This is a genomic window from Acinetobacter sp. CAU_H_29a_1, assembly GCF_058599505.1.
The window spans coordinates 2,022,000-2,043,562 of sequence record NZ_CM178655.1 but is presented as its reverse complement, the minus strand read 5'-3'; the positions used below and the strand labels follow the sequence as shown (position 1 = coordinate 2,043,562).

21 protein-coding genes, 1 tRNA gene and 4 pseudogenes are annotated in these 21,563 nt (G+C 36.7%); 18 read left to right on the top strand and 8 right to left on the bottom strand.

The window, feature by feature from the left end:
- Nucleotides 1-21 precede the first annotated feature (21 nt).
- A pseudogene (locus AC4MDD_RS10240) lies at nt 22-857 on the top strand (transposase family protein); the annotation flags it as partial.
- 12 nt (nt 858-869) lie between these two features.
- Here the strand turns inward: AC4MDD_RS10240 and AC4MDD_RS10235 are convergent.
- Nucleotides 870-1,898: an IS701 family transposase gene (locus AC4MDD_RS10235; RefSeq protein ID WP_007116247.1), complete on the bottom strand. Its 1,029-nt coding sequence runs from the start codon at nt 1,896-1,898 to the stop codon at nt 870-872.
- Nucleotides 1,899-1,948: 50 nt separating this feature from the next.
- Here AC4MDD_RS10235 and AC4MDD_RS10230 point away from each other — a divergent pair.
- A pseudogene (locus AC4MDD_RS10230) lies at nt 1,949-2,365 on the top strand (transposase); the annotation flags it as partial.
- A 400-nt stretch (nt 2,366-2,765) separates the two neighbouring features.
- On the opposite strand, the gene AC4MDD_RS10225 reads toward AC4MDD_RS10230, so the two are convergent.
- Nucleotides 2,766-3,422: an HAD-IB family hydrolase gene (locus AC4MDD_RS10225; RefSeq protein WP_491881561.1), complete on the bottom strand. Its 657-nt coding sequence runs from the start codon at nt 3,420-3,422 to the stop codon at nt 2,766-2,768.
- On the bottom strand, nt 3,389-4,594 hold the full coding sequence (locus AC4MDD_RS10220; protein ID WP_004980175.1) for a DUF1615 family protein: 1,206 nt from the start codon (nt 4,592-4,594) through the stop codon (nt 3,389-3,391). Before AC4MDD_RS10220 ends, AC4MDD_RS10225 begins: the two co-directional genes overlap by 34 nt.
- Nucleotides 4,595-5,010: 416 nt before the next feature.
- On the opposite strand from AC4MDD_RS10220, the gene AC4MDD_RS10215 reads away from it, so the two are divergent.
- From AC4MDD_RS10215 to AC4MDD_RS10180, 8 genes are all read left to right on the top strand, one after another.
- On the top strand, nt 5,011-6,180 hold the full coding sequence (locus AC4MDD_RS10215) for a type I restriction endonuclease (protein ID WP_491881560.1): 1,170 nt from the start codon (nt 5,011-5,013) through the stop codon (nt 6,178-6,180).
- A 269-nt stretch (nt 6,181-6,449) separates the two neighbouring features.
- Entirely contained in the window at nt 6,450-6,665 is a 216-nt protein-coding gene (locus AC4MDD_RS10210; protein WP_004693517.1) for a hypothetical protein, read from the top strand.
- A gap of 278 nt (nt 6,666-6,943) precedes the next feature.
- Nucleotides 6,944-7,153, top strand: a complete 210-nt coding sequence (locus AC4MDD_RS10205) for a cold-shock protein (protein ID WP_004693516.1) — start codon at nt 6,944-6,946, stop codon at nt 7,151-7,153.
- Nucleotides 7,154-7,494: 341 nt separating this feature from the next.
- Nucleotides 7,495-7,782, top strand: a complete 288-nt coding sequence (locus tag AC4MDD_RS10200) for a head-tail connector protein (RefSeq protein ID WP_491881559.1) — start codon at nt 7,495-7,497, stop codon at nt 7,780-7,782.
- A 255-nt stretch (nt 7,783-8,037) separates the two neighbouring features.
- The gene (locus AC4MDD_RS10195; RefSeq protein ID WP_491881558.1) at nt 8,038-8,307 is read left to right on the top strand and encodes a hypothetical protein; all 270 of its coding nucleotides are present in this window, start codon (nt 8,038-8,040) and stop codon (nt 8,305-8,307) included.
- 104 nt (nt 8,308-8,411) lie between these two features.
- Nucleotides 8,412-8,537: a hypothetical protein gene (locus AC4MDD_RS10190; protein WP_017397253.1), complete on the top strand. Its 126-nt coding sequence runs from the start codon at nt 8,412-8,414 to the stop codon at nt 8,535-8,537.
- Nucleotides 8,538-8,614: 77 nt separating this feature from the next.
- On the top strand, nt 8,615-8,902 hold the full coding sequence (locus tag AC4MDD_RS10185; RefSeq protein WP_336000315.1) for a hypothetical protein: 288 nt from the start codon (nt 8,615-8,617) through the stop codon (nt 8,900-8,902).
- Nucleotides 8,903-8,998: 96 nt separating this feature from the next.
- Nucleotides 8,999-9,075: transfer RNA gene (locus tag AC4MDD_RS10180), tRNA-Met, on the top strand.
- Nucleotides 9,076-9,264: 189 nt separating this feature from the next.
- Here the strand turns inward: AC4MDD_RS10180 and AC4MDD_RS10175 are convergent.
- Nucleotides 9,265-9,636, bottom strand: coding sequence for a winged helix-turn-helix transcriptional regulator (locus tag AC4MDD_RS10175; RefSeq protein WP_490747864.1), 372 nt, complete (start codon nt 9,634-9,636; stop codon nt 9,265-9,267).
- 99 nt (nt 9,637-9,735) lie between these two features.
- Here AC4MDD_RS10175 and AC4MDD_RS10170 point away from each other — a divergent pair, with 99 nt between their 5' ends.
- On the top strand, nt 9,736-10,737 hold the full coding sequence (locus tag AC4MDD_RS10170) for a zinc-binding alcohol dehydrogenase family protein (protein ID WP_491881557.1): 1,002 nt from the start codon (nt 9,736-9,738) through the stop codon (nt 10,735-10,737).
- Nucleotides 10,738-11,117: 380 nt separating this feature from the next.
- Here AC4MDD_RS10170 and AC4MDD_RS10165 read toward each other — a convergent pair whose 3' ends face one another.
- Complete coding sequence (locus tag AC4MDD_RS10165) at nt 11,118-11,699, bottom strand: hypothetical protein (RefSeq protein ID WP_004693507.1); 582 nt, start codon at nt 11,697-11,699, stop codon at nt 11,118-11,120.
- A 436-nt stretch (nt 11,700-12,135) separates the two neighbouring features.
- Between AC4MDD_RS10165 and AC4MDD_RS10160 the strand changes: the two genes are divergently transcribed.
- The 3 genes and pseudogenes from AC4MDD_RS10160 to AC4MDD_RS10150 all read left to right on the top strand — a co-directional run.
- Nucleotides 12,136-12,345 carry a cold-shock protein gene (locus AC4MDD_RS10160; protein ID WP_004693506.1) on the top strand — a complete coding sequence of 70 codons (210 nt, stop codon included), beginning with the start codon at nt 12,136-12,138 and terminating at the stop codon, nt 12,343-12,345.
- A gap of 106 nt (nt 12,346-12,451) precedes the next feature.
- Nucleotides 12,452-12,679: a hypothetical protein gene (locus AC4MDD_RS10155; protein WP_078390397.1), complete on the top strand. Its 228-nt coding sequence runs from the start codon at nt 12,452-12,454 to the stop codon at nt 12,677-12,679.
- Nucleotides 12,680-13,566: 887 nt separating this feature from the next.
- Nucleotides 13,567-14,196: pseudogene (locus tag AC4MDD_RS10150) on the top strand (TonB-dependent receptor plug domain-containing protein); the annotation flags it as partial.
- 50 nt (nt 14,197-14,246) lie between these two features.
- Here the strand turns inward: AC4MDD_RS10150 and AC4MDD_RS10145 are convergent.
- Nucleotides 14,247-15,179 (bottom strand): IS5 family transposase, encoded by a 933-nt coding sequence (locus tag AC4MDD_RS10145; protein WP_491881556.1) that lies wholly within the window; start codon nt 15,177-15,179, stop codon nt 14,247-14,249.
- A gap of 22 nt (nt 15,180-15,201) precedes the next feature.
- On the opposite strand from AC4MDD_RS10145, the gene AC4MDD_RS10140 reads away from it, so the two are divergent.
- From AC4MDD_RS10140 to dusB, 3 genes are all read left to right on the top strand, one after another.
- Nucleotides 15,202-16,346 (top strand): IS3-like element ISAba14 family transposase gene (locus AC4MDD_RS10140; protein ID WP_435370513.1). Its coding sequence is split into 2 segments (ribosomal slippage): nt 15,202-15,466 and nt 15,466-16,346, totalling 1,146 coding nucleotides; the frame shifts between segments, so codons are not numbered across the junction.
- A gap of 179 nt (nt 16,347-16,525) precedes the next feature.
- Complete coding sequence (locus AC4MDD_RS10135; RefSeq protein ID WP_489774418.1) at nt 16,526-16,975, top strand: cytochrome b; 450 nt, start codon at nt 16,526-16,528, stop codon at nt 16,973-16,975.
- 143 nt (nt 16,976-17,118) lie between these two features.
- Complete coding sequence (gene dusB / locus AC4MDD_RS10130) at nt 17,119-18,144, top strand: tRNA dihydrouridine synthase DusB (RefSeq protein WP_491881555.1); 1,026 nt, start codon at nt 17,119-17,121, stop codon at nt 18,142-18,144.
- Nucleotides 18,145-18,184: 40 nt separating this feature from the next.
- On the opposite strand, the gene AC4MDD_RS10125 is transcribed toward dusB, so the two are convergent.
- A complete protein-coding gene (locus tag AC4MDD_RS10125; protein WP_491881554.1) occupies nt 18,185-19,237 on the bottom strand; it encodes an NAD(P)H-dependent flavin oxidoreductase in 1,053 nt (350 codons plus the stop codon).
- Between the two features lie 100 nt (nt 19,238-19,337).
- Nucleotides 19,338-20,103: pseudogene (locus AC4MDD_RS10120) on the bottom strand (IS5-like element ISAba31 family transposase).
- Between the two features lie 200 nt (nt 20,104-20,303).
- On the opposite strand from AC4MDD_RS10120, the gene AC4MDD_RS10115 reads away from it, so the two are divergent.
- A complete protein-coding gene (locus AC4MDD_RS10115) occupies nt 20,304-21,563 on the top strand; it encodes a putative DNA modification/repair radical SAM protein (protein WP_491881553.1) in 1,260 nt (419 codons plus the stop codon).

The window sequence follows — 21,563 nt, the reverse complement described above, 5'->3', positions numbered from 1 at the left end:
CACCTTTAAGAGGCTTATTTTATGGAACATGAACGAGAATAAAGAGTTAAACGTACACAAGGTGATTATAGCTTTGCCTTTAAAATGATGGTTGTACATGAAGTAGAAAAAGGGCAAATTACTTATAAACAAGCTCAGGCAAAATATGGTATTCAAGGAAGATCAACTGTGCTGGTATGGTTACGCAAGCACGGACAACAGGACTGGACTTCGAATATGCCGCCTTCTTCTAAACGCCAATTAACACCCCAACAACGAATCCGCCAATTAGAAAAGCAGTTAGCCGCAGAAAAGCTTAAAACTGAATTTATTCAGGATGTGATTTATCACATTGATAAAGAATGTGGGACTGATCTTGGAAAAAAGTATACCGAGCACGTTTCAAAGATTGGCAAAGCCAAAGAGGACTAAGCGTTTCACGTTATTGTCAGTGGTTGGGAATCACCCGACAAGCTTATTATCAAGCAGAAAAACGTGCTCAAATGACTGCACAAGCAACTGAACAAATACTTGAGTTGGTTATGGAATATCGTTGTCTCATGCCAAGTATCGGAACACGTAAGTTGTATTGGCTTATTAAAGGCAAATTGTTGCAGCGTGGTTTAAAGTGTGGACGGGATCAGTTATTTAAAATATTGAAAGAGCATAATTTATTGATTCGCCCCAAGCGTCGCTATACAAAAACTACGGATAGCAAGCATTGGATGAAGAAGCATCCAAATTTATTAAAGGATTATTCAGCAGTGCAAGCCAACGAAGTCTTTGTTAGTGATATTACTTATGTTGAGAGTGCTGAAGGCGTACATTATTTATCATTGGTGACAGATGCTTATACCCGTCAGATTAAAGGTTATAGGACTTACGCACTATTATTTATAGATTCTCTGTGGTAGCAGATGATTTTTATCGAGAATAAAGTCATCAATGAAGTTTTTGATAACTGGTCTAAATAATTTCTTCTGCCAACGATATACATTTTCAAAGATCCGCTCAAACTGGTTCTTTTGTATCTCGACGTAGGCCATCAAGGCTGAAAAAATATGATTCAAAATCAGTTTAGATCGTCTTACTTGAAACTTTTCAATATGACAAACCTGTTTAATCACCCGGTGATATTGCTCTATTTTCCAATGACTTGAATGTAATTCATGAAAACCCTCAAAGGACAATAAATCATCTTCATCTTGATGCACAATATAAAACCTCTGCTGTTCTTTTAACTGAGTCTTAAATAATTGTACAAAGCCAAAATCTTTGAGCCAGACCACTTGACCCTGATGGAAATTTGGCAATAAACGCAGTTGAAACCATTGTCCTTTTTCTGGGGAAACCTTACGGTTACAGTCGATACCAAACATAAATCGAATACCATATTTTCTTATGGTTTTTAGATTTCCAGTCGATGAATACCAACTATCACCTGTAATAAATTGAATCTTTGCACCCCAACTGAGTACTTCACTTAACATATCCATAAAGTAATCATTCTTGGTTTTACTTTCAGATTTGTCATAAATTCGGAAATTAATTGGAATATTTTGACCATTCTGATCTGTCGCATACAAGGTAATGAGATTAATACCCTTGACGGATCGGTGGTGTTTGCCTGACCAAAAATAGCTAACCAAGTCCATATGTTGACTATAGGGTTTATCTAAAACAGTATCATCAATACTGACTATAAGTTTATTATTATCAATATGTTGAATTGCTTCTTGATATAGGTCGTGAGGTGTGTAGTCTTCACGTTCTAGAAAGCGATTTACACTATCATGCGAGATGTTATAAGTCTCGGCAAGTTGTGTGCAGCTAATAGAGTTCGGTTCTGTCATGAGAAAGCCCATATAAATGGGTAATGTACAAGTTGCTGTAGAAGCATGTTTAATTCGTCTGATCACAGATACTTTATAAAGTATTTTAATACTTTTTTGAATCCGTCAATGCGTAAGTCCTAGGTTATAAGTTATCGAATGATATGCGTGCGGAGAATGTTATGCAGGCTCTACATATGGCGATGCAGCATGTGACGGATCGAGCGACTAGGATGATTCATCATTCAGACAGAGGCTCTCAGTATTGCTCTGAGCTATATCAATCGGCATTGCGCCATTATGGGATATGTCCTTCCATGACAGATGGATACCTTGCGAAACAGTGTTTCTCATATCAAAATGCATTAGCAGAGCGGATTAATGGAATATTAAAGCAGGAGTTTTTAACTACACGATGTCAAACCATGAAGGAGTTAGATCACTTAATTACGGAATCTATCATGATTTATAATTGCTATAGACCACATTTAAGTTTAAATATGAACACCCCGAATCAGATGTATGAGCAAACTAAAACCGAGCTAATTGCTTAACTCGGTTTGAAGTGGAATACTGTCAATCTATTTCAGGACAAGACAACTAAATTGACGTAATGTCTTTACCAGATGATTGTAATCACCTTGTTTGGCGATATTGAGCACATGTTCAATCTCGTGTTTTAACCATTTTTGTTTTGAAGCATTAAAAGCGAACTGCGCCAATAATACAAAGGGGCTTTCACCGAATTAGATCGAAAGACCTTTGACATACTTGGGTGGAGATAACTGTTCCATACTGATGCCTTTTTATAATTTAAGTGGAATGGTTCTCAAAATATTTTTATTAGGCAAAATTTATCATAAATATATTTTTTGGTAAATAAAACATACTGAATTTTAATAATAAATATTTTTAAAAATTTAATATGGTTAATTATTAAACTGTGCTTAATAATTAGCTTATTTGACGATGATTTGATGTATTTGACAAGTCGGGAAGGCTTAAATCTGTCCCTACCAAATAGCTAAAATCGGCTAAAGACAACATTTGTTTATCTTCAATACTGTTTCCATAAGCATAAACGGCATGATAACTATCCAGCGCATATTTTTCTTGGATACGTTGCGCTTTGTACTCACAACTACAGTCTGCAGTCAGATAGCGCCCTGTATAGCGTTGCTGGTCTTGTTCAACTTGGGTACAGATCAGATCGATTGAGAGGATTTCACACACATATTTTAAATAGATATCAATCGAGGCAGAGACCAAAACGACATCATCACCTAAACTTTGGTGTTGCTTCAGTTGGCTATAGAGTGCTGGGTTGAGTCCTTTGATTAAAAGTTCTGCATAGCGTTTTGCATAAGCGTCAATTTCGCTCACTTCAGCTTGCTTAAACATCGCATGGAAGAGCTTAGAGCGCATATCATGCGCAGGATAAAAACCTAAATAATAACTTTGAATATAAGGCAGAACTTTTAAGCCTTGTAGGGCAATATGCCGTTTCGAGTGTACATAGAAGATGAACCCCGTAAAACTATCTTTGTCATACAGGGTGCCATCAAAGTCAAATAAGGCTAGATTTTTATGCGCTTTGCACGTTGCATGCATGTTTGATAACGTCCATTGACACGAGTGGCAAACCAGTTGGTATTATAGTCACGGCTGAGCTTCGGACCAGAAATGACGACTTCTGGCATCATGGCATAGAAAGGTTCTTTTTTAGTGACTTCTTGATAAAGCTTAGCCACAGCGCGATAGGTTGCTGTATCTTCAAATTTCTTCTCTTTCTCTTTTTTCAGGTCAGAGCGAATTTGACGTGGAGTAACCAAAATATTGTGCTGAGCGAAAACGCTGATGAGTTCACGCTCTGATTGACTCTTTGCAGATTTAGGTGAGCCATCTTTGCCATAAAGCAACAAGTCACCGTCTAAATCAAGTTCAGCTTCAGTTAAGTCATTTAACATACTTTGGAAAGCTGCATTTCGACTTGAGTACATACCCGAGTTATAGTCAGCAAAACGGTAAAGCGGTTTGTCATAGTCAGCAGGGTACATCATCAGTCGGTGGATGCCGTAGTACAGACCACCATATTGGCTATAAAGGTCGGTACGTAGGTCAGCCATGCTGCCACCTTCGCGTTTATTATCTTTGGCATAACCGATATGCACTTGCATTGAACCCAATGTAGTAATTGGGTTCATTTTTTCGCCCACGTCTTGACCCACAAGTTTGGCTGCACCTGTGAGTGCACTGACGTGATAGTGCTTTGACATATAGTCAAAAATTTCACGGTACAGTTCATCCAGTTCACGTTCTGTTTTAACGCGGCGCATTTGGCTTAAATAGTTATCTTCAGGGCTTGGCTGCTCTTTTAAAACCTGTTGGAAATAGCCTGCAATGGTGCCACCAATGGCATCGCCGAGCTTATCTTTAAATTTTTCATCTAAGCGATCTTGGACTTCTTTAACCGCTTTTTCACCTAAACCGTAAACTTGTGGGTCTGCAACAAAGTTAGACTCTTGATCAACCACGGCAATGATCGAACACATATTCTCTTTATTTTGCGGAATACCAAACTGCTCTGAAATATCGTAAATATCTTCAGCCCATGAACGGCGGTCATTTACGCGTCCGGGAATGATGCGTGCGATTTGTTCAGCATTGAGCTTAGGCTCATCATCTGTCCACCATGAACGATCACCGCAGGCGGTTAAGCCTATAGATATGGCCAAGACACTTAGTGTTTTTAAACCAGAAGAAAGAAACAGCTTTTTATTCATAAACAGAGAACACATGATAAAAGGTGAGCCGAAACAGCAGGTGCAGTATACTATGTCGGTCGAAAAAGTGATGAATTTATATGTATATTGGTCGGTATCAACTGTCAAATCATTTGATTGTTGTTCCGATGGCAGGTGGGTTCGATTATTAAGAATAATGAATGTTATTCAGCCTGTTATCTGTTTTATTATGACGGATGGCGCAAAATTAGTGTAATAGATTGAGGAGAACTTAACTTATGATTCTTCCATTTTTTGAACTTCTTTTTTTAATAAATCAAACAGAAAATAGTCCAACGAATAGACTGTAATGAGATTCTAAAAACAAATTTAAATTAATATTTGAAAAATAAAGTAAAAGGGTTAAGATTTAAAATTAGATCAAAAAATATACTTGTAATAATAATGAGGGGAATATGGAAAATTTTATTAATAGACTAAGAAGCCATATTGAGCATGTGAAAAAAGTAGGGGGCCACTGTACTACAGAAGAAACAACTAAGCAGGCTTTAATCCTTCCTCTATTAGATATTTTAGGTTTTAGCCCTTATGACCCGACCAAGGTGCTTGCAGAATTTGCAGCTGATTTTCCAGGTGTGAAATCTACAGAAAGAGTTGATTATGCCCTTTACTGTAATGGGCAACCTGTAATGTTTATTGAAGCAAAACCTTATGTTGCTAATTTAACGAATCATGCTCCGCAGCTATCTAGATATTTTAATAGTAGTTTAGGGGTGACGATTGGCGCGATCACAAATGGTAAAGAATGGAGATTTTTTACTGATTTAATTAATCCAAATGTGATGGATGATAAGCCATTTTTAACAGTTGATTTTACGAAGAATAAAGCCGAGGATTTGACACAGCTAGCTGAGTTTAAACATGATAATTTTCATGTAGAAAAGCTACGCTTTTTTGCTGAAGAAAATCAATATATCCAGCAGTTTAAAACTGTAATAAAAAGAAGTATTAATGAAGTTGATATTGATTTTGTTCGCTATGTGGCTCAACAAGCAAGTATTCTTCGTCAATTAAACACTAAATTTTTAGAGTCAATTCAGCCTTTTGTAAAACAAGCTGTTGAGCAGTCAATTAGTGATACCGTTGTTAAAGGACTATCTTCGCCTACAATTATTACTGCCCAGCCAGTTGAACAAAAAGTAGAGGAGACTATTGAGATTGTACCCGAAAGCTCAACACTATCTGACATTGTTAACTCTGAAAATGAAAGAATTGTGACTACTGTTGATGAACAGGAGTTAAGTCGTATTGTGACAGAGCTCTTTCCTGAAGTTGAATTGGTGGCTAAAGACACAGAAAGCTATTTTAGCGTGCTGTTTCAGAATAAAAATAATCGCTGGTTATTTAGATATGATGTAAATCGTAAGAGACCAACCATTCAGTTTGCAGTAGCAATTGATGACTATCGAAAAAAAGAGTTAGAGCGGGCAGGATTGGAAGTGCAAAATAACGGTCAAGTTTTTTTAGATAAACCTGAACACATATATAGAGCCGTAGGCATTTTAAAAGATTGCTTGGATTACTGTAGTAATGATGACAACTTTAAAAGAGCATCTAATTCCTAATAGAAAAAGCCACTTTATAAGTGGCTTTTTCATAGCACAGTAAAACTTCATACTTGAGAGATAGGATAGACCTTACTTTGTCATTACAAGTCATCCTTGGACGTGACCGTCTTGCAAAGGTATCAAACGATGTTTCTAATTTTCGATGAACTATGAATAAGAGTTATGGAGTACAGCCAAAGGCTCGATAACAAGCCTCAAAAGCTTATCAAAGAGTAGGCTTCCTTATTTGTGCTATAGTTTAATTGTTACTTAGCAGGTAGAACAATATGAATATCTGTATTGGTGGTGACTTGGATGGTCAAGTAGTGATTTTAAATAAGATGCGATTTAATGCAAAAGAGATAGATCAAAATAAATCATCGAGCTATATCAAGCAAAAGTATGTTAAGGGCGATCAAGTCTTTAATTTTTGGCGACATGCAGAAATGAAAATATGGGATGTCACCCATCAAGTTGAGTTGATTTTAGGAAAGAAAAATTAGCTAGAAGCGGGCAAATAAGCTTTATTCGCTTTTAGTGAAGATTTTCTTATCAATATGGATAAAAAAGCATTTCATGTGAGGTTGGGTGGTAGCAATAAAATAATATGTTAAGGTCTATCTATTGCACGCTAAAAAGCTTATAGTGATAGTGTATTAGAATTATTTATTTTATTGTATTTACTAAAGTTATTTCGCAATTGATTCAACTCTGCGGTTTATCCGATGTATATGATTTAAAAGATTAATTCTTATATTTTTCAAAATTTAAGAGAATATTTATGTCAAACATTACAACTGGTACCGTTAAGTGGTTTAATGAAACTAAAGGCTTTGGTTTTATTTCTAGCGATACTGGAGAAGACGTTTTTGCACACTTTAGCGAAATCCAATCAAACGGTTTCAAAGTGTTGAATGAAGGTCAACGTGTTCAGTTTACGATTGTAGCTGGCAAGAAAGGCCCTCAAGCAAGCTCTATCACAGTAATCTAAGAATATTGTGAATTAAAAAACCCGCTTCAGTTAGCGGGTTTTTTAATGGCAGCTTATTTACTACTCAGTTGTTAAGGAGTCGTACGCTCACTATCTTTAAGCGGTGAATGGCTTATTTAAAAAATATATGAACAAATATTAATTGATCTATAAGAAATCTTTTGAAGGACTTATTAAGAATAGTAGAAAAATCCCTAGATAAAGGGATTTCAATGCCAAGTAATCAATATAAGAATATGAATGAGGTGAAATTGTGATATTTGCTATGACACCGTAAAAGACTCTAGGAACGAGTTTAGTGATGAAAGTGTAAAAGCTGACTCGGAAAAATGGAGTGATCTATGAGTATTGTTGAATTACATGAAGTGAAGTGCCACTTACACTATGCCGATGATAGCAATGATGTTTCATTAAAAAGCTTTATTGTTGCTGCTGACGCTATAATTAAAAATTACATTACAGATAATTTTGCATCGGAATATCCATCTGTCATTAAACAAGCAGCTTTATTATTAATTGAATACTGGGAACAGCACAGAAAAGATGGGGGAGAGGTGTCTGTAAATGGTAACTACTTGCCGATACCCGTACTCTCTTTGCTTAATCTATATCGTAAGCCCACTGTTTGATAGGTGATGTAGATAATTGTATGTATCTTTAGGCATGATATATTTGAAATCACCACATTGTAATTGAGAATTATTTGCATTTATTGGGTTTCTGCGTTAGAATCAATTTCAAGAATAAAATAAAATTTGACAATGATGTTTCATTAACCCAGCTCTATTGATTCTCCAAAGGCTGGGTTTTTTATCTGCTTTAACAAAAAATAAAATTAGGTTAAATTATACCGATTGTTAAAATAATTATGAGAATAAAAGATCATGAACAAAAAATTTGAATTACATGTACTCAGCCAAATCTATGACTTTCTAATTGAAAGAGAAGGATTCACTGCTCTGAATCTTCATTTTAAGGTTATGGAATTTTTTAGGGAGTTACATGTGGGGGATAAGAGGGATTTTATTGTTTTGGCACCAAATAAAATCTCAGGTAATTTTGGTGAGGTTACTCATATTCATTTATTAAATATTCCTCATTTCCATGAAAAAGACAAATTCATTTATTGGGCACATAAAGCTCTAAATCGCTAAGCGCCTCATCTGTAAAGAAAGAGAATGAGGTTGTTTCATAAATTAAACATTGAAATCTTTAGATTTTGATAAGTTATATTTTTAAATCGTGCTAGGCAAAAATGATGAAAATATTTGCAATAGTAAGTTTAGTTTTAATGCTGGGATTAACGGCATGCCAAAAAAGAGATACAGATACGAAAGAGCAGGATAAAACTACAACGCCACATTCCATGGATAAAGATCAGTAAGAAAAAGCTTGCCAAATGGTGGGCTTTTTCAAGAGTTAAAATGGTATAGTAGTGCTGTCATTTAAGTACTTTTTTCTATGTCTGAAACCTATAAATACATTTACACCCAAATTAGTACATTTGGATCATTACCTACACATAAAGTTCTTATAAGTAGTGTAGGAAGGAAGACAAAATTAGTTTTCGCTGATAATACTTTTGTTTATAGTACTGTTTCTAATTGGGCTTTAAGTCATTCGGGTCTTGATTCTAGGAAATCAATATGGTCTGAAGAGCCTAAATCATTTTTAGACAGTGAAAAAACAAGATTAAGCATCTATAGAGCCTCACATCCTGCTTTTATCACTGAAGCAAGCATTGGTTAAGCACTAGAATTTGTATGTTGCTCATGTAATAACTGCTTATATTACAAATAAAGTTTGCTTTGTGGGTGCTTAGGGCGTATAAAGCTAACTCGTTGATGCGGGATGGAGCAGTCTGGTAGCTCGTCGGGCTCATAACCCGAAGGTCGTTGGTTCAAATCCAGCTCCCGCTACCAACGAAAAAGATTCAAAGTTTATAGCCTAGTCTTCACAGATTAGGCTTTTTTTATGGCTGGTTAATTTTATACATAGCGGTTTTTAAGAACGTGCTTTTATACAAGTTACTGGAATGGTGTGTAAGCAGTGAAAGCACAGTATTTCTAGAAAATATCAGAGTTGTAAGTGACGTAAAACAGGTTTAAGTTTTATTCTGATTCTAAAGGCATAATGGGTTTTCCAAATAAACCAATATTTTTATCCCCCCATTGTTTTAATGCAACCAAAATAGGTGCTAAAGAAGTGCCTAGTGTTGATAATCGGTATTCTACTTTAGGAGGAACAACGGCATAAACCTTTCGTAGAATCAGTTGATCCTCTTCAAGTTCACGTAATTGTCTAGTGAGCATTTTTTGAGTGACATTTGGAATTTTCTTCCTCAGTTCATTAAACTTTAAAACATCATCTTCTAATAAATGCCATAAGATAATACTCTTCCATTTACCATCAAGTAAGCCTATGGCAGCTTCAACAGAACATCCTGGTGTGCAATCAAAACGCGAATGTTTTAGCTTACCCATTTCAATAGTATCCTTTTGGTAACTATAAGACGAATTTGTCTGTATAACTTAAAAAAGAATATTAAGTAAACTCAAATAACAAAACAAGAGGACAAGTGAATGAAGGCTATTTCTTATATTGACGGCATGGATCATGGATTTCAAAATCCATTGGTAGATATTGAAAAAGCGATGCCGAGCTTAAAAGATCGGGATTTGTTGGTTAGAATCAAAGCGATCTCGGTTAACCCTGTTGATACTAAGGTTAGACGAAATCCAGTAGCAGTAGGCAACACGCGTATCTTAGGATGGGATGCAGTGGGTGAGGTTGTTGAAGTCGGTTCTAGTGTGCAACATTTTAAAGTCGGAGATCAGGTCTGGTATGCAGGTGATTTAACTCGAGATGGGAGTAATGCTGAATATCAAGCAGTCGATGAGCGTATTGTTAGCTTAAAACCTCAAAGTCTTAGTGATGCTGAAGCTGCTGCACTGCCATTAACCGCTATTACAGCGTGGGAAATGTTATTTGATCGTTTCAATGTTGATTTAGATCAATCTGATAATATTTTAGTGATTGGAGGGGCTGGCGGCGTAGGGTCTATTGCAATTCAATTACTCAAAGCTAAGACAAATTTAAAAGTTATTGCTACAGCATCTAGGGAAGAGACTAAAGCATGGGTTAAGTCTTTAGGGGCTGACTATGTCATCGATCATACCGAAGATTTAAATACGCAAATCAAAGCATTGGGCTTAGATGCACCTCAATATATTTTTTCAACCAATCAAACAGAAACGTATCTTCCTCAAATCTCTAAGCTTATTGCTCCACAAGGAAAGTTTGGCTTAATCGATGATCCGAAATCACTAGATATCGGTGAGTTTAAGTCTAAGTCGGTTTCTGTACATTGGGAGTTCATGTTTACACGTTCAATGTTCAATACAACAGATATTGAACAACAATCTCAGCTCTTACATCAGGTTGCAGAACTAGTAGATAACCACAAAATTAAAACCACGCTGAATCAAACTTTAGGCAAAATTAATGCGAAAAATTTAAAACTTGCTCATGAACTGATTGAAACTGGCCGAGCGAAAGGAAAAATCGTTTTGGAAGGCTTTTAACTAGTTTTAAGCTCAACTTAAATAAATGGGTTAATTTTTAAGTTAAACACTTGAAACTATACAATTAGGATCAATATTCTCAGCAAGGCCATTCTAGGGTTCAGCGCACTAGGATGGCTGTCCTCTTTTCGAAATCCGTTTCACTCTTGTACACATAATAGAGAGCTTTTGGAATAATTTTTTCAATTCATTAAGTATTATGTTGTAAAGAATGAAACACACAACTTTGATTTAATATATTATCCTCAGCATAAGTCTAGATAGAGCGCCGTGTGGCGCTTTATCTTTATTTAAGTTAAATCAAAACAGTGCTTTGTGAGTATTAAAAATCTTAAGTATGGAGGATTTTGTATAGTTGTGATTATTTGAATACCCAAGAGCTATTTCACTGTTCCTGCTTTTTGCATTTCTTGGTAAAGCTGATCAAGATAATGTTGTTGTTGGACGTTATCTTTAAAGTATCGTTGATAATTCACACTACAACTATCGATATCGGCGATATTATTGAGATTGAATGTCCAATCATCCGTATTTTTAACACGAATGCCTAAGTCATCACTACATTTCTGCCAAAGTTGAGAAAATCGTGTCTGCTTATTGCTAGGGAGTTGGTTGAAGCGTGCATAAACGCTGAAGCCTTTCATTTCTGAGTTAAAATATTTGTGAATAAAACCAATGGGTACACCAGCCCAATTCATTGATTGATCTTCTGGGAAGAAAATCCTGATGAGTTTTTTTTCGTTCAGTAATGAATCTTGTTGGCCTGATTTAAAATGTTGTTCTTCATATTCTAGTTTTGTGCCTATAGGTACATTGATCTTTTTCACGATCATTGGTTGTGTCGTGATGTAATAGGGATAATCAGGCCTACTATTGCCGCCTGTAGGGTTCATATTGCCAACACATGCTCCCAAATTTGAGAGTAGGGCGATGCAAAAGATTAATCTAACTTTATTATTCATTATTGATCCTAAAAAACTTTCTTTAAAGGCTATTTTATTTATCCAGAATGAACCCATAGTACACCTTATGCGAAACGTTTGAAATTTCACCTCTAGCCTCAATATTTTGGTTCAAGCTATTCTAAGGCTCAGCACACGACTAGGGCTTTTTTTTAGATGCTACAACTACTATTTTTAAGGACGTTTCAATTGATTGCAGGAAACACCTAATATAATTAAAATTTATGACAGCTATAAATAGCTTGAATATTTATTTTTTTCATGTATACTTGGCCTAACTAGAAAAAAGTAATGTTTAGTAAATCTTCTTTAAGTATCGCAGTTTTAGTCATAATCCTCCGTTGTTTCAGATATTAAGCTCCACTTTTATTATTTTCAAAGTTACATCTAGTCATTTATTTTTGACTAAAATTATTAAAATTCAGCAGGATATATTATGTCTACTACAGTTACCGGTACAGTTAAATGGTTTAATGAAACTAAAGGCTTTGGTTTCATTCAACAAGAATCTGGTCCAGATGTTTTTGCTCACTTTCGCGAAATCGCTAGTTCAGGCTTCAAAACATTGCATGAAGGCCAACAAGTGTCATTCAGCATAGAGCAAGGTCAAAAAGGCCCAAATGCTGTAAATATTGTTGCTTTATAAGAAGCATTAAATATAAAAAAGCACTGAATAGTGCTTTTTTAATGACCAAAAATTATTAATTAAATATTTATTCCTTGTTGGAATATATGAAAAAAACTGGTGAAATTTGAAAAAACTTAATACATTAATTGCTAAATCTTCAAATGGTACTGAAATTATAGTCTCGTTAATTCCTCTAAATAAAATGCAAAATACCCGTGATGGATTCAAATCTATTGAAGTGGGTAAGCGTGTGTTGCTTCAGTCTGGAATCGAAGTGGACTTAAATTTAGATGGTAGAACATTTTATACCGCTTTAAATCAATTATTTAAATTTAACTATAAAGTTGCCTAACTAAATATTTGATTATATTGTTTTTAAATGAATTAATATTATAGGTATAGAAAAAATGTTAAAGAAAACGTTACTGTCAAAGATCAATTCGGTACTGAATACTCTATTCAGGCAACTGTAGATAAAAACTCTTGCAGCACAATGTTGCATTCAAATTTAAGATATATAACTATTGATGGCGAAGATATTCGTCCTGGTTTTGAAATGTTCTTCCAAAGTCTCAATAGCGGTAAAATTTTCAAGTTGATCTGAATGTTATTATTTTTAAGTTGGTCGTGATGACTAATATTACATTATCTTAATCACCCCCAATTACTCCTCCTCAAATCTATTTGAATTATAGAACAGTTATTTTAGATAATTTGAAGAGGGCTATGTCAGGCAGAATACTTTTGTTAATAAGTAGTTTAATAACATAGCTAAAATGTATTCTTAGCAAAAAATCTTCTGTGAATGTCAAGAAAAATTCATTTTATTATATAAATATTATAGGTTTAATGATTGTTAGCTTGTCCCCGAGGAATTCTTAATCTCCAAATTTCTTCCAATAATTGGTTTCTCGATGCAGCCCTTTGCCTATTATTCCTTATATTCCTAGCTCAATTCGCTCCTAAATGAGTTCACAGAAAGTTTTCCGCAAATGGGTTTTTAAAAACCAAATTCATAATAGGTGTCTGCCGTATGACAATATGACCTATATCATATTTGAGCTCATTGAAAGTAAGTATAGAAATGCTAGCGTATGACGATCAACACCTGTTTGAAATGAAGGCTGCTTTTTCGTATTCAAGATAGAATTTACTGCATTAAAAATATAATAAAAAGTTTTACAATAAAGATAATAATAATTATCATTCTCGAAAATATTCTACAAAAGAGGAATAAAAATGCGCTTGTCACACTTTAGTCTTTGTCTACTTACGGCAGCTATTTGTACCCAACTGTATGCTGAAGACACAGCAACAAATGACTCTACAACACAAAATACTGAAGCTAAACTTCCAACTATCGTGATGACAGCAACACGTACACCGAAAAGCATTTCCGAAATTGCAGGAACTGTCCAAACCATTTCTGCTGATCAAATTGCGCAACAGGCTGGTCCAGGTCGTAAAGTTGCAGATATTTTGGCGCAACTGGTTCCATCTTTAGCACCAAGCAGTGGAACGAGTAGTAATTATGGTCAAACTATGCGTGGACGTAATGTACTTGTAATGATTGATGGGGTATCACAAACCGGTTCACGTGATGTAGCGCGTCAGTTAAATAGTATTAGCCCAAATATGATTGATCATATTGAGGTGGTTTCAGGTGCGACCAGTATCTATGGTTCAGGTGCGACTGGCGGAATTATTAATATTATTACCAAACGTGCTGACAAGTCTGAGCTTGTAAGCTTTCAAACGAAATTAGGTGTGACATCGGCCGATAATTTCCGCGGTGACAGCCTAGCTTATCAAGTGGGACAAACAGCTTCATTTGCAAATGACAAAGTCGACGGTTTTCTTGGCTTAGAGGCTTTGTTGCACAAAGATTTAAAATTAAAGCTACTCTGAGCTAGTCAAATTTAAGACACAACTCGGGTATGAGGTCGGCCTAATTCCGTAAATTTATTTAATACTGCCACACGTGCATGAATCTCATTGACTTGGCTTTGAAAGTTTCTCGCACTGAGTTTATCCCCCAATAATTTGATGCAATGCATCTTGGTTTCAACCAAACTGCGCCGATGGTAACCTGACCATTTTTTCCATATTATTCTTCCTAAATGCTTAACTGTTCGAAGTAATTCATTTCGCTCTCGCGAATGAACTTTTGTATCTTTCCAAGGTCTCGCATTTTTCCTAGATGGAATCACTGCATGCGCTTGCCGATCTGCAATGACCTGACGGCATTGTTTTGTGTCATAAGCCCCATCTGTATAGACTGAATCAATCTGTTCATCCAATGGGATTTGATTTAGTAAATCACCAAGGACTTGCGAATCACTCACATTGTTGGTCGTGAGTTGAACTGATCGTATTTGTAGGGTTTCAGCATCTATACCAATATGAAGTTTTCGCCATTGGCGACGATATTCAGGCTGATGTTTCTTGCGTTTCCATTCACCTTCACCTAAAAACTTTAAACCAGTAGAGTCGACAAGTAGATGTAGTCCATCACTACTTTTTTGATAGCCAATTACAAGATCAATATGCTTTTGTCTTCTGCAAATGGTGGAATAATCTGGCGCTGTCCAATCTAAACCACAAAGCTTAATGAGGCTTTTCACAAAGCCAGTGACCATACGTAAAGAGAGTCGAAATAAGGATTTAATCATTAAACAGCATTGGATGGCTGTATCTGAATAAGTTTGATTTCGACCATGTTTACCTTTGGGTTGAGCGTACCATTGAGTCTTGGGATCAAACCAAATCGAAATGTTTCCTCGATTAATTAAGGCTTGAGAGATGGATCCGTAAATTTGAACAACTCCTATAAGTGATATTCTGCTCCTCAAATGATGTTATAAACATCAATATATGGAGTATTTTATGGCACGTAGACCAAGAAGAAATCATTCAAATGATTTTAAAGCTAAGGTAGCACTTGCTGCGATTAAAGCAGAAAAAACACTTGCTGAATTGAGTGCTGAATTTGATGTTCATCAAAACCAAATTATTGACTGGAAAAATCAATTGATCTCAGCTTCCTCGCAAGCTTTCGATCAATCAAAAGCTCCATCAGAACCCCCCATTGATCTTAAAAAGTTACATGCAAAAATCGGTGAGCAGGCATTAGAAATTGATTTTTTAGAAGGTGTGTTGAAGAAACTGGGCCGCTTCAACCACAAAAGTTAATCGACGACTCACTTCAGATTTCAGTATCTAAGCAAGCTAAGCTGCTGAAAGTCTCCCGTGGTTGTTATTATTATCGCCCAAAACCTGTTAGCTCATCAGATCTGAAGCTGATGCGATGTATTGATGAATTACATATGCAATATCCTTTTGCAGGCAGTCGTATGATGCGTGATTTGTTGAATCGTCAAGGGCATCATATAGGACGACGTCATACACGTACTTTAATGAAGAAAATGGGTATTCAGGCGTTATATTGCAAACCAAATTTAAGCCAGGCTAATCAAGCTCACCGTAAATATCCATATCTGCTCAAAGGGTTGGCTATTCAGCGCAGTAATCAAGTGTGGTCTACGGATATAACGTATATCCCTATGGCAAAAGGCTTTGTTTATTTATGTGCTGTGATTGATTGGCATAGCCGCAAGGTACTTGCGCATAGGGTATCGATTAGTATGGAGGTGGATTTTTGTATTTCGGTTTTAAATGAAGCGATTGAAAAATATGGATCACCTGAAATATTTAATACAGACCAAGGCAGTCAGTTCACCAGTGATGCATTTATTGATGTATTGAAATCAAATGGCATTCAAATCAGTATGGATGGTAAAGGTCGATGGGTAGATAATGTGATGGTTGAACGATTATGGCGGAGCGTTAAATATGAAGAGGTGTATCTCAAAGCTTATAGCAGTGTCACAGATGCGAAAAAGCAATTAAGTGCATATTTTGAGTTTTATAATTTGAAACGACCTCATTCGAGTCTAGACAAAATGACACCAAATGAGTTTTACTATGATCAGCTACCCCAACAAAACAAGGTGGCTTAACTAGAGCGGAATATCACTTATAAATACGCTTTTAGTTGTTCAAACAAGTGGGACCACCTCTCTTGATTGTATTTGGACCAGTTGATTGTACGGTAGATATTAGGTGCAGGCTTCTTCATTCGGAAATTATATTGCTGAATTAGACCTTACGAACAGCTTTGTGCAACAAAGCCGTTGCAATGGTATATCTGACTGCAGGTGATCCCACAATAACAGACTGGAAAGGCCAGATTCATGTTGCAGGTGGGATTTTAATATTTATTTTATTTTTCTTGAGATTGAGTTTTGTTTTTCTGTATAGAAAAAGTATTCCTAAAACTGAAATAATTAATTCTTACCAGATAATGTTATTTAAAACGGTCAGATTTTTCCTTTACTTAAGCTTATGTATTGTTCCAATTGCGGGGTGGATGACATTATCGAGTTTTACTGATAATTTCCACGTTTTATCTTTAAATTTACCGCTTTTGAGTACTGTTTGGGGGAGTGACTATATTGCAGATGCGCATCAATTTTTAGGGAATCTCTTTATTGCGCTCGTGGGTTTGCATGCCTGTGCGGCATTGGTTCACCACTTCATTTTCAAAGATAACGTCTTAAAAAGTATGCTTTTTAAAAAAATGATGTGATTTAGAGGCTATCTGATGGCTGCCTTTTAGATTCGTCTGGCTTTTTTATTATGAGTATTTCATAGTCACATAACACATGATAAAAGATGAGCCGAAAGTGTAGATGCAGTATACTGTGCCAGTCGAAAAAGTGATGAATTCATATGTATATTGGTCCGTATCAACTGTCAAATAATTTGATTGTTGCTCCGATGGCAGGCGTAACTGACCGTCCATTTAGGTCTCTGTGCAAATACTTTGGTGCAGGGCATGCTGTCAGTGAAATGATGACATCAGACCAAACGTTACGGATGAGTAAAAAAAGCTTATATCGTGCTAATTTTGATGGTGAATTGGCGCCTATTTCAGCACAAATTGCAGGATCAGATCCCAAAGAGTTAGCGGAAGCTGCACGATATCAGGTCTCAAATGGTGCTCAAATTGTGGACATTAATATGGGGTGTCCTGCCAAGAAAGTCTGTAATAAGCTGGCGGGTTCTGCACTTTTAAAAGATGAAGACTTGGTGGCTCGAATTTTGGATGAAGTTGTGGCTGCAGTTGATGTACCTGTCACACTTAAAACTCGTTTGGGTTTTTTGAATGGTCATGAAAATATTTTGCGTGTAGCGAAACGTGCGGAAGAGGCGGGTATTGCTGCGTTAGCATTGCATGGGCGGACCCGTGAAGACATGTATTTGAACACGGCTCGTTATGATTTGATTAAAGAAGTCAAACAGCTCATTCATATACCAGTGGTTGCCAATGGGGATATTGATAGTCCAGAAAAAGCCAAATATGTACTCGATTATACCGGTGCAGATGCAATTATGATTGGTCGCGCTGCGCAAGGGCGTCCATGGATTTTTCGTGAAATCGCACATTATTTGGAGACAGGTGAACATTTGGCTGCACCAAGTATTCAAGAAGTAAAAGAAGTTCTACTTGGACATCTTGCCGAACTGTACACATTTTACGGGGAATATTCTGGCTGCCGAATTGCACGTAAACATATTGCTTGGTACACCAAAGGTTTACGTTCAAGTAATGAGTTTCGCCAGAACATGTACAAAGTGGAAAGTACAACTGAACAATTTAAAGTGGTCGCGGACTACTTTGACCAATTACTTATTCATGGTGAAACCATGAATGACGTACAAGTTGAACAGGTCAATTTATTGGAAACCAAATAAACAAAGCTCCACGTATGGAGCTTTGAGTGAATAACGCGATTTAATAGCTGACTTGTTGCATTTCAACCAACAGTTGGTTAATTAAGTCCGGTGCTTCCATGGCACGAATTTGCGACACATTTGTACCTGCCCAAAATGCGCCAAAACCTTGATCGCCTTGTTTGGTCGCTGCGGCATGTAATTGTTTTCCAAGATCATAACAGTATGGATATGCAGCAACCGTAGGGCGATTCGGTAAATCAATTTGAGTATGCCAGTGACCCAGTAAACCGCGCGCAGGGCGACCTGAAATACTGGCACTTATTTGTGTGATGTGCTCATGGAAAAGTGCATGACGGTAGGCATCATTGGCATTCGATGTTTTGCATTGTACGAAAGCTGTCCCCAACTGTACCGCACTCGCACCTAGGCTTAACATCTGCTGAGCCTGTGTACCATTCATAATGCCACCCGCAGCAATAATCGGGCACCGACAGTGCTGAGTCAGTAATTGTACGAGGTCGACCGTACGTATTGCACTATCAAAATGTTCATTAAAAATCCCGCGGTGTCCACCTGCTTCTATGCCTTGAGCAATAATAAAATCAATTCCTGCTGCTTCAATGGCCTGTGCTTCCGCTAGGTTGGTTGCAGAAACCATGGTTAAAATGCCAGCGTCTTTTAGCACCTGTATTTGGTGCGGATGCGGAATACCGAAGTGGAAACTCACGGCTTTAGGGCGAGTCTCAAGTACAACATTTAAAAAGTCATCATTGTCCAAAAAGCTAGGATAAATACAGTGCAGTTGAGTAGGTGGTTCTGCATCGTATTGTTCAAAATGAGGTCTTACAAAATCAATCCATGTTTGTGCGATAGTTGGATCAAGTTCGACACTTTGATGACAGAAAAAATTAACTTGAAAAGGTTGTTCAGTTAGTGCTTGGGTTTTTAAAATTTGAGTACGTGCGGCCTCTGCTGTGTTTGCGCCTAATCCAAGTGAGCCTAGCCCGCCTTGATTTGAAACCTCCGCTGCAAGCTCTGGTGTAGAAACACCGGCCATCGGTGCAAGGAAGATAGGATGTTTAATTTCAAGACGTTCTAATAATAAAGACATGTACTTGCTCCTTTTACATATAGACACTTTGCCCAAGCACTGCAAAATTGGCAAATAATATTCAGTATTTTCTCGAAAAATATCTAGGGTCTGTTGACATTTACTGTTCATAATTAACCCTATAAAGGTAGCCATAAAAATATACAGGCTAAAGCAACAGAACTTTGATAATTTCTTTTGAGCTTGTCATATCGAGTAGCTATTCCTCTAAATTGCTTTAATCTACAAAACATATTTTCAACTAAATGCCTGATTTTATATAAATACCAGTCCATATGGTCATTGTTCGATTGGCTATTTGTTTTCTTTGGTATATTCGCTTTAGTGCCTGTTTTCCTGATCTGTTCACGCAGTGGTTCTGAATCATAGCCTTTATCTGCACATACCACTTTTGTCTCTTTTAAATCTAATGTTGATATTAAATCAGGTGCAACTTTAACATCATGTGTGGTTCCATCGGTAATCATGAAATCAATAGGATTGCCATGTGCATCAACAATCAAATGTATTTTTGAGGAGTTTCCTCCTACACTTTTAGAAATAGATTGATTCGCTATGCCGGCAGAATGTTGATGAGCACGTACATGAGAGCCATCAATAAAAATCCACTCCATATCGGGGCATGAGGCTAATAATTTGAATAATCTAAGTAACTTACCGCTGCTTGACCAACGATTAAAACGTTTGAAAATAGAGTTTGAATGACCAAAACAACAAGGAATATCTCGCCACGGACAGCCTGTTCTAATTCTATAGAGAATAGCTTCAATAAAATTGCGTAAATTTGAGTTGTGGTGAATGGATAAATTACGCAGAATAACTTTCAACTTTTGCCAGTGTTGATCTGTCAGCATGGTACGAGGCATAGCGAATAGTAAAATTGGGTTTGGCGATTTGATTTTACTACTTCGCTATTTTTTTAAGCTAAAAGTGTCAACACACCCTAAAGCAATCACGTTTATTTTTCGGTTTTTAGCGACGGGCTATGTCGTTGGGTATGTGTATTGGTAATGCTTTTAGTCTGAATTTTTTTATACTTTTATTTTAGATTTTACCGAGGATCGTCATGACCGATCGTATCCGTGAAAAGCTACAGATTTTAGCTGATGCAGCTAAATATGACGTGTCCTGTTCGTCCAGTGGTAGCAATCGTAAAAACAAAAACCAAGGTTTGGGGAATACAGGAAACGGTATCTGCCATAGTTATACAGAAGATGGTCGTTGTGTTTCATTACTTAAAATTCTATTTTCAAATGTCTGTATTTTTGATTGTTCGTACTGTGTTTCTAGACGCTCTAATGATGTCAAACGAGCCGCGTTTACCGTACAAGAAGTGGTGGATTTAACCATCAACTTTTACCGCCGCAATTATATTGAAGGTTTATTTCTCAGTTCAGGTATTTTTAAATCAGCTGATTTCACTATGGAGCGAATGCTACAAGTAGTGAAAAAGTTACGCCTTGAAGAGAACTTTAATGGTTATATTCACCTAAAAACGATACCAGGTGCTTCCCAAGAGATTATTACCGAGGCGGGCTTATATGTAGACCGCATGAGTATTAACTTGGAAATGCCGACAGAAGTTGGTTTAAAACAGTTTGCACCTGAAAAATCACATGCAGAAGTACAAAAGGACTTGGGCATTGTACGCGATCGCTTAATTAAGTTGACGGATGAGCGGCGTGTGATTCAGCATGTGCCGAAGTTTGTACCAGCGGGACAAACCACTCAGATGGTGGTGGGCGCACATCAAGAAACAGACAAAGATATTATTTTAATGGCAGATCATCATTACAAAGTGTATCAGCTCAAACGGGTGTATTTTTCAGGTTATATCCCAATCAATGAACAGGAAAAAATGCTTCCTGTTGTGGGTTCTGCACCGCCATTATTAAGAGAAAATCGGCTGTACCAATCGGATTGGCTCATGCGTTTCTATGGTTTTGATGCGCAGGAAATTGTGAATGATCAGCATCCGAATTTAGATTTGGACATCGACCCGAAGCTAAGTTGGGCACTACGTAACCCTGAGCATTTTCCTGTTGATATTCAACATGCAGACTATCGTATGATTTTACGTGTTCCGGGGATAGGTGTTCAATCGGCTAAAAAAATTGTGCAAGCTCGTCGTTTTGGGCAGATTTATATCGATCAACTAAAGCGTATGGGCATTGCTTACAATCGGGCACAGCATTTTATTCGCTGTGCAGATACGCCAAAGTTTAAAAAAGAACAACAAGCGAACCAGATTCGGCAGCACATTTTGCAATCGGGGCAATCTAAATATCAAAAACAGCTTTCACCTCAACTGGGCTTTGGTTTTTAG

Bases quoted from the DNA above. Each gene is read 5' to 3' on its own strand.
- AC4MDD_RS10170 (WP_491881557.1), top strand. From the start codon at position 9,736: ATGAAGGCTATTTCTTATATTGACGGCATGGATCATGGATTTCAAAAT.
- AC4MDD_RS10125 (WP_491881554.1), bottom strand. From the start codon at position 19,237: ATGTCTTTATTATTAGAACGTCTTGAAATTAAACATCCTATCTTCCTT.
- AC4MDD_RS10220 (WP_004980175.1), bottom strand. From the start codon at position 4,594: ATGAATAAAAAGCTGTTTCTTTCTTCTGGTTTAAAAACACTAAGTGTC.
- AC4MDD_RS10200 (WP_491881559.1), top strand. From the start codon at position 7,495: ATGAGTATTGTTGAATTACATGAAGTGAAGTGCCACTTACACTATGCC.
- AC4MDD_RS10205 (WP_004693516.1), top strand. From the start codon at position 6,944: ATGTCAAACATTACAACTGGTACCGTTAAGTGGTTTAATGAAACTAAA.
- AC4MDD_RS10115 (WP_491881553.1), top strand. From the start codon at position 20,304: ATGACCGATCGTATCCGTGAAAAGCTACAGATTTTAGCTGATGCAGCT.
- AC4MDD_RS10190 (WP_017397253.1), top strand. From the start codon at position 8,412: ATGAAAATATTTGCAATAGTAAGTTTAGTTTTAATGCTGGGATTAACG.
- AC4MDD_RS10195 (WP_491881558.1), top strand. From the start codon at position 8,038: ATGAACAAAAAATTTGAATTACATGTACTCAGCCAAATCTATGACTTT.
- AC4MDD_RS10165 (WP_004693507.1), bottom strand. From the start codon at position 11,699: ATGAATAATAAAGTTAGATTAATCTTTTGCATCGCCCTACTCTCAAAT.
- AC4MDD_RS10175 (WP_490747864.1), bottom strand. From the start codon at position 9,636: ATGGGTAAGCTAAAACATTCGCGTTTTGATTGCACACCAGGATGTTCT.
- dusB (WP_491881555.1), top strand. From the start codon at position 17,119: ATGTATATTGGTCCGTATCAACTGTCAAATAATTTGATTGTTGCTCCG.
- AC4MDD_RS10215 (WP_491881560.1), top strand. From the start codon at position 5,011: ATGGAAAATTTTATTAATAGACTAAGAAGCCATATTGAGCATGTGAAA.
- AC4MDD_RS10185 (WP_336000315.1), top strand. From the start codon at position 8,615: ATGTCTGAAACCTATAAATACATTTACACCCAAATTAGTACATTTGGA.
- AC4MDD_RS10160 (WP_004693506.1), top strand. From the start codon at position 12,136: ATGTCTACTACAGTTACCGGTACAGTTAAATGGTTTAATGAAACTAAA.
- AC4MDD_RS10135 (WP_489774418.1), top strand. From the start codon at position 16,526: ATGGTATATCTGACTGCAGGTGATCCCACAATAACAGACTGGAAAGGC.
- AC4MDD_RS10225 (WP_491881561.1), bottom strand. From the start codon at position 3,422: ATGCATGCAACGTGCAAAGCGCATAAAAATCTAGCCTTATTTGACTTT.
- AC4MDD_RS10210 (WP_004693517.1), top strand. From the start codon at position 6,450: ATGAATATCTGTATTGGTGGTGACTTGGATGGTCAAGTAGTGATTTTA.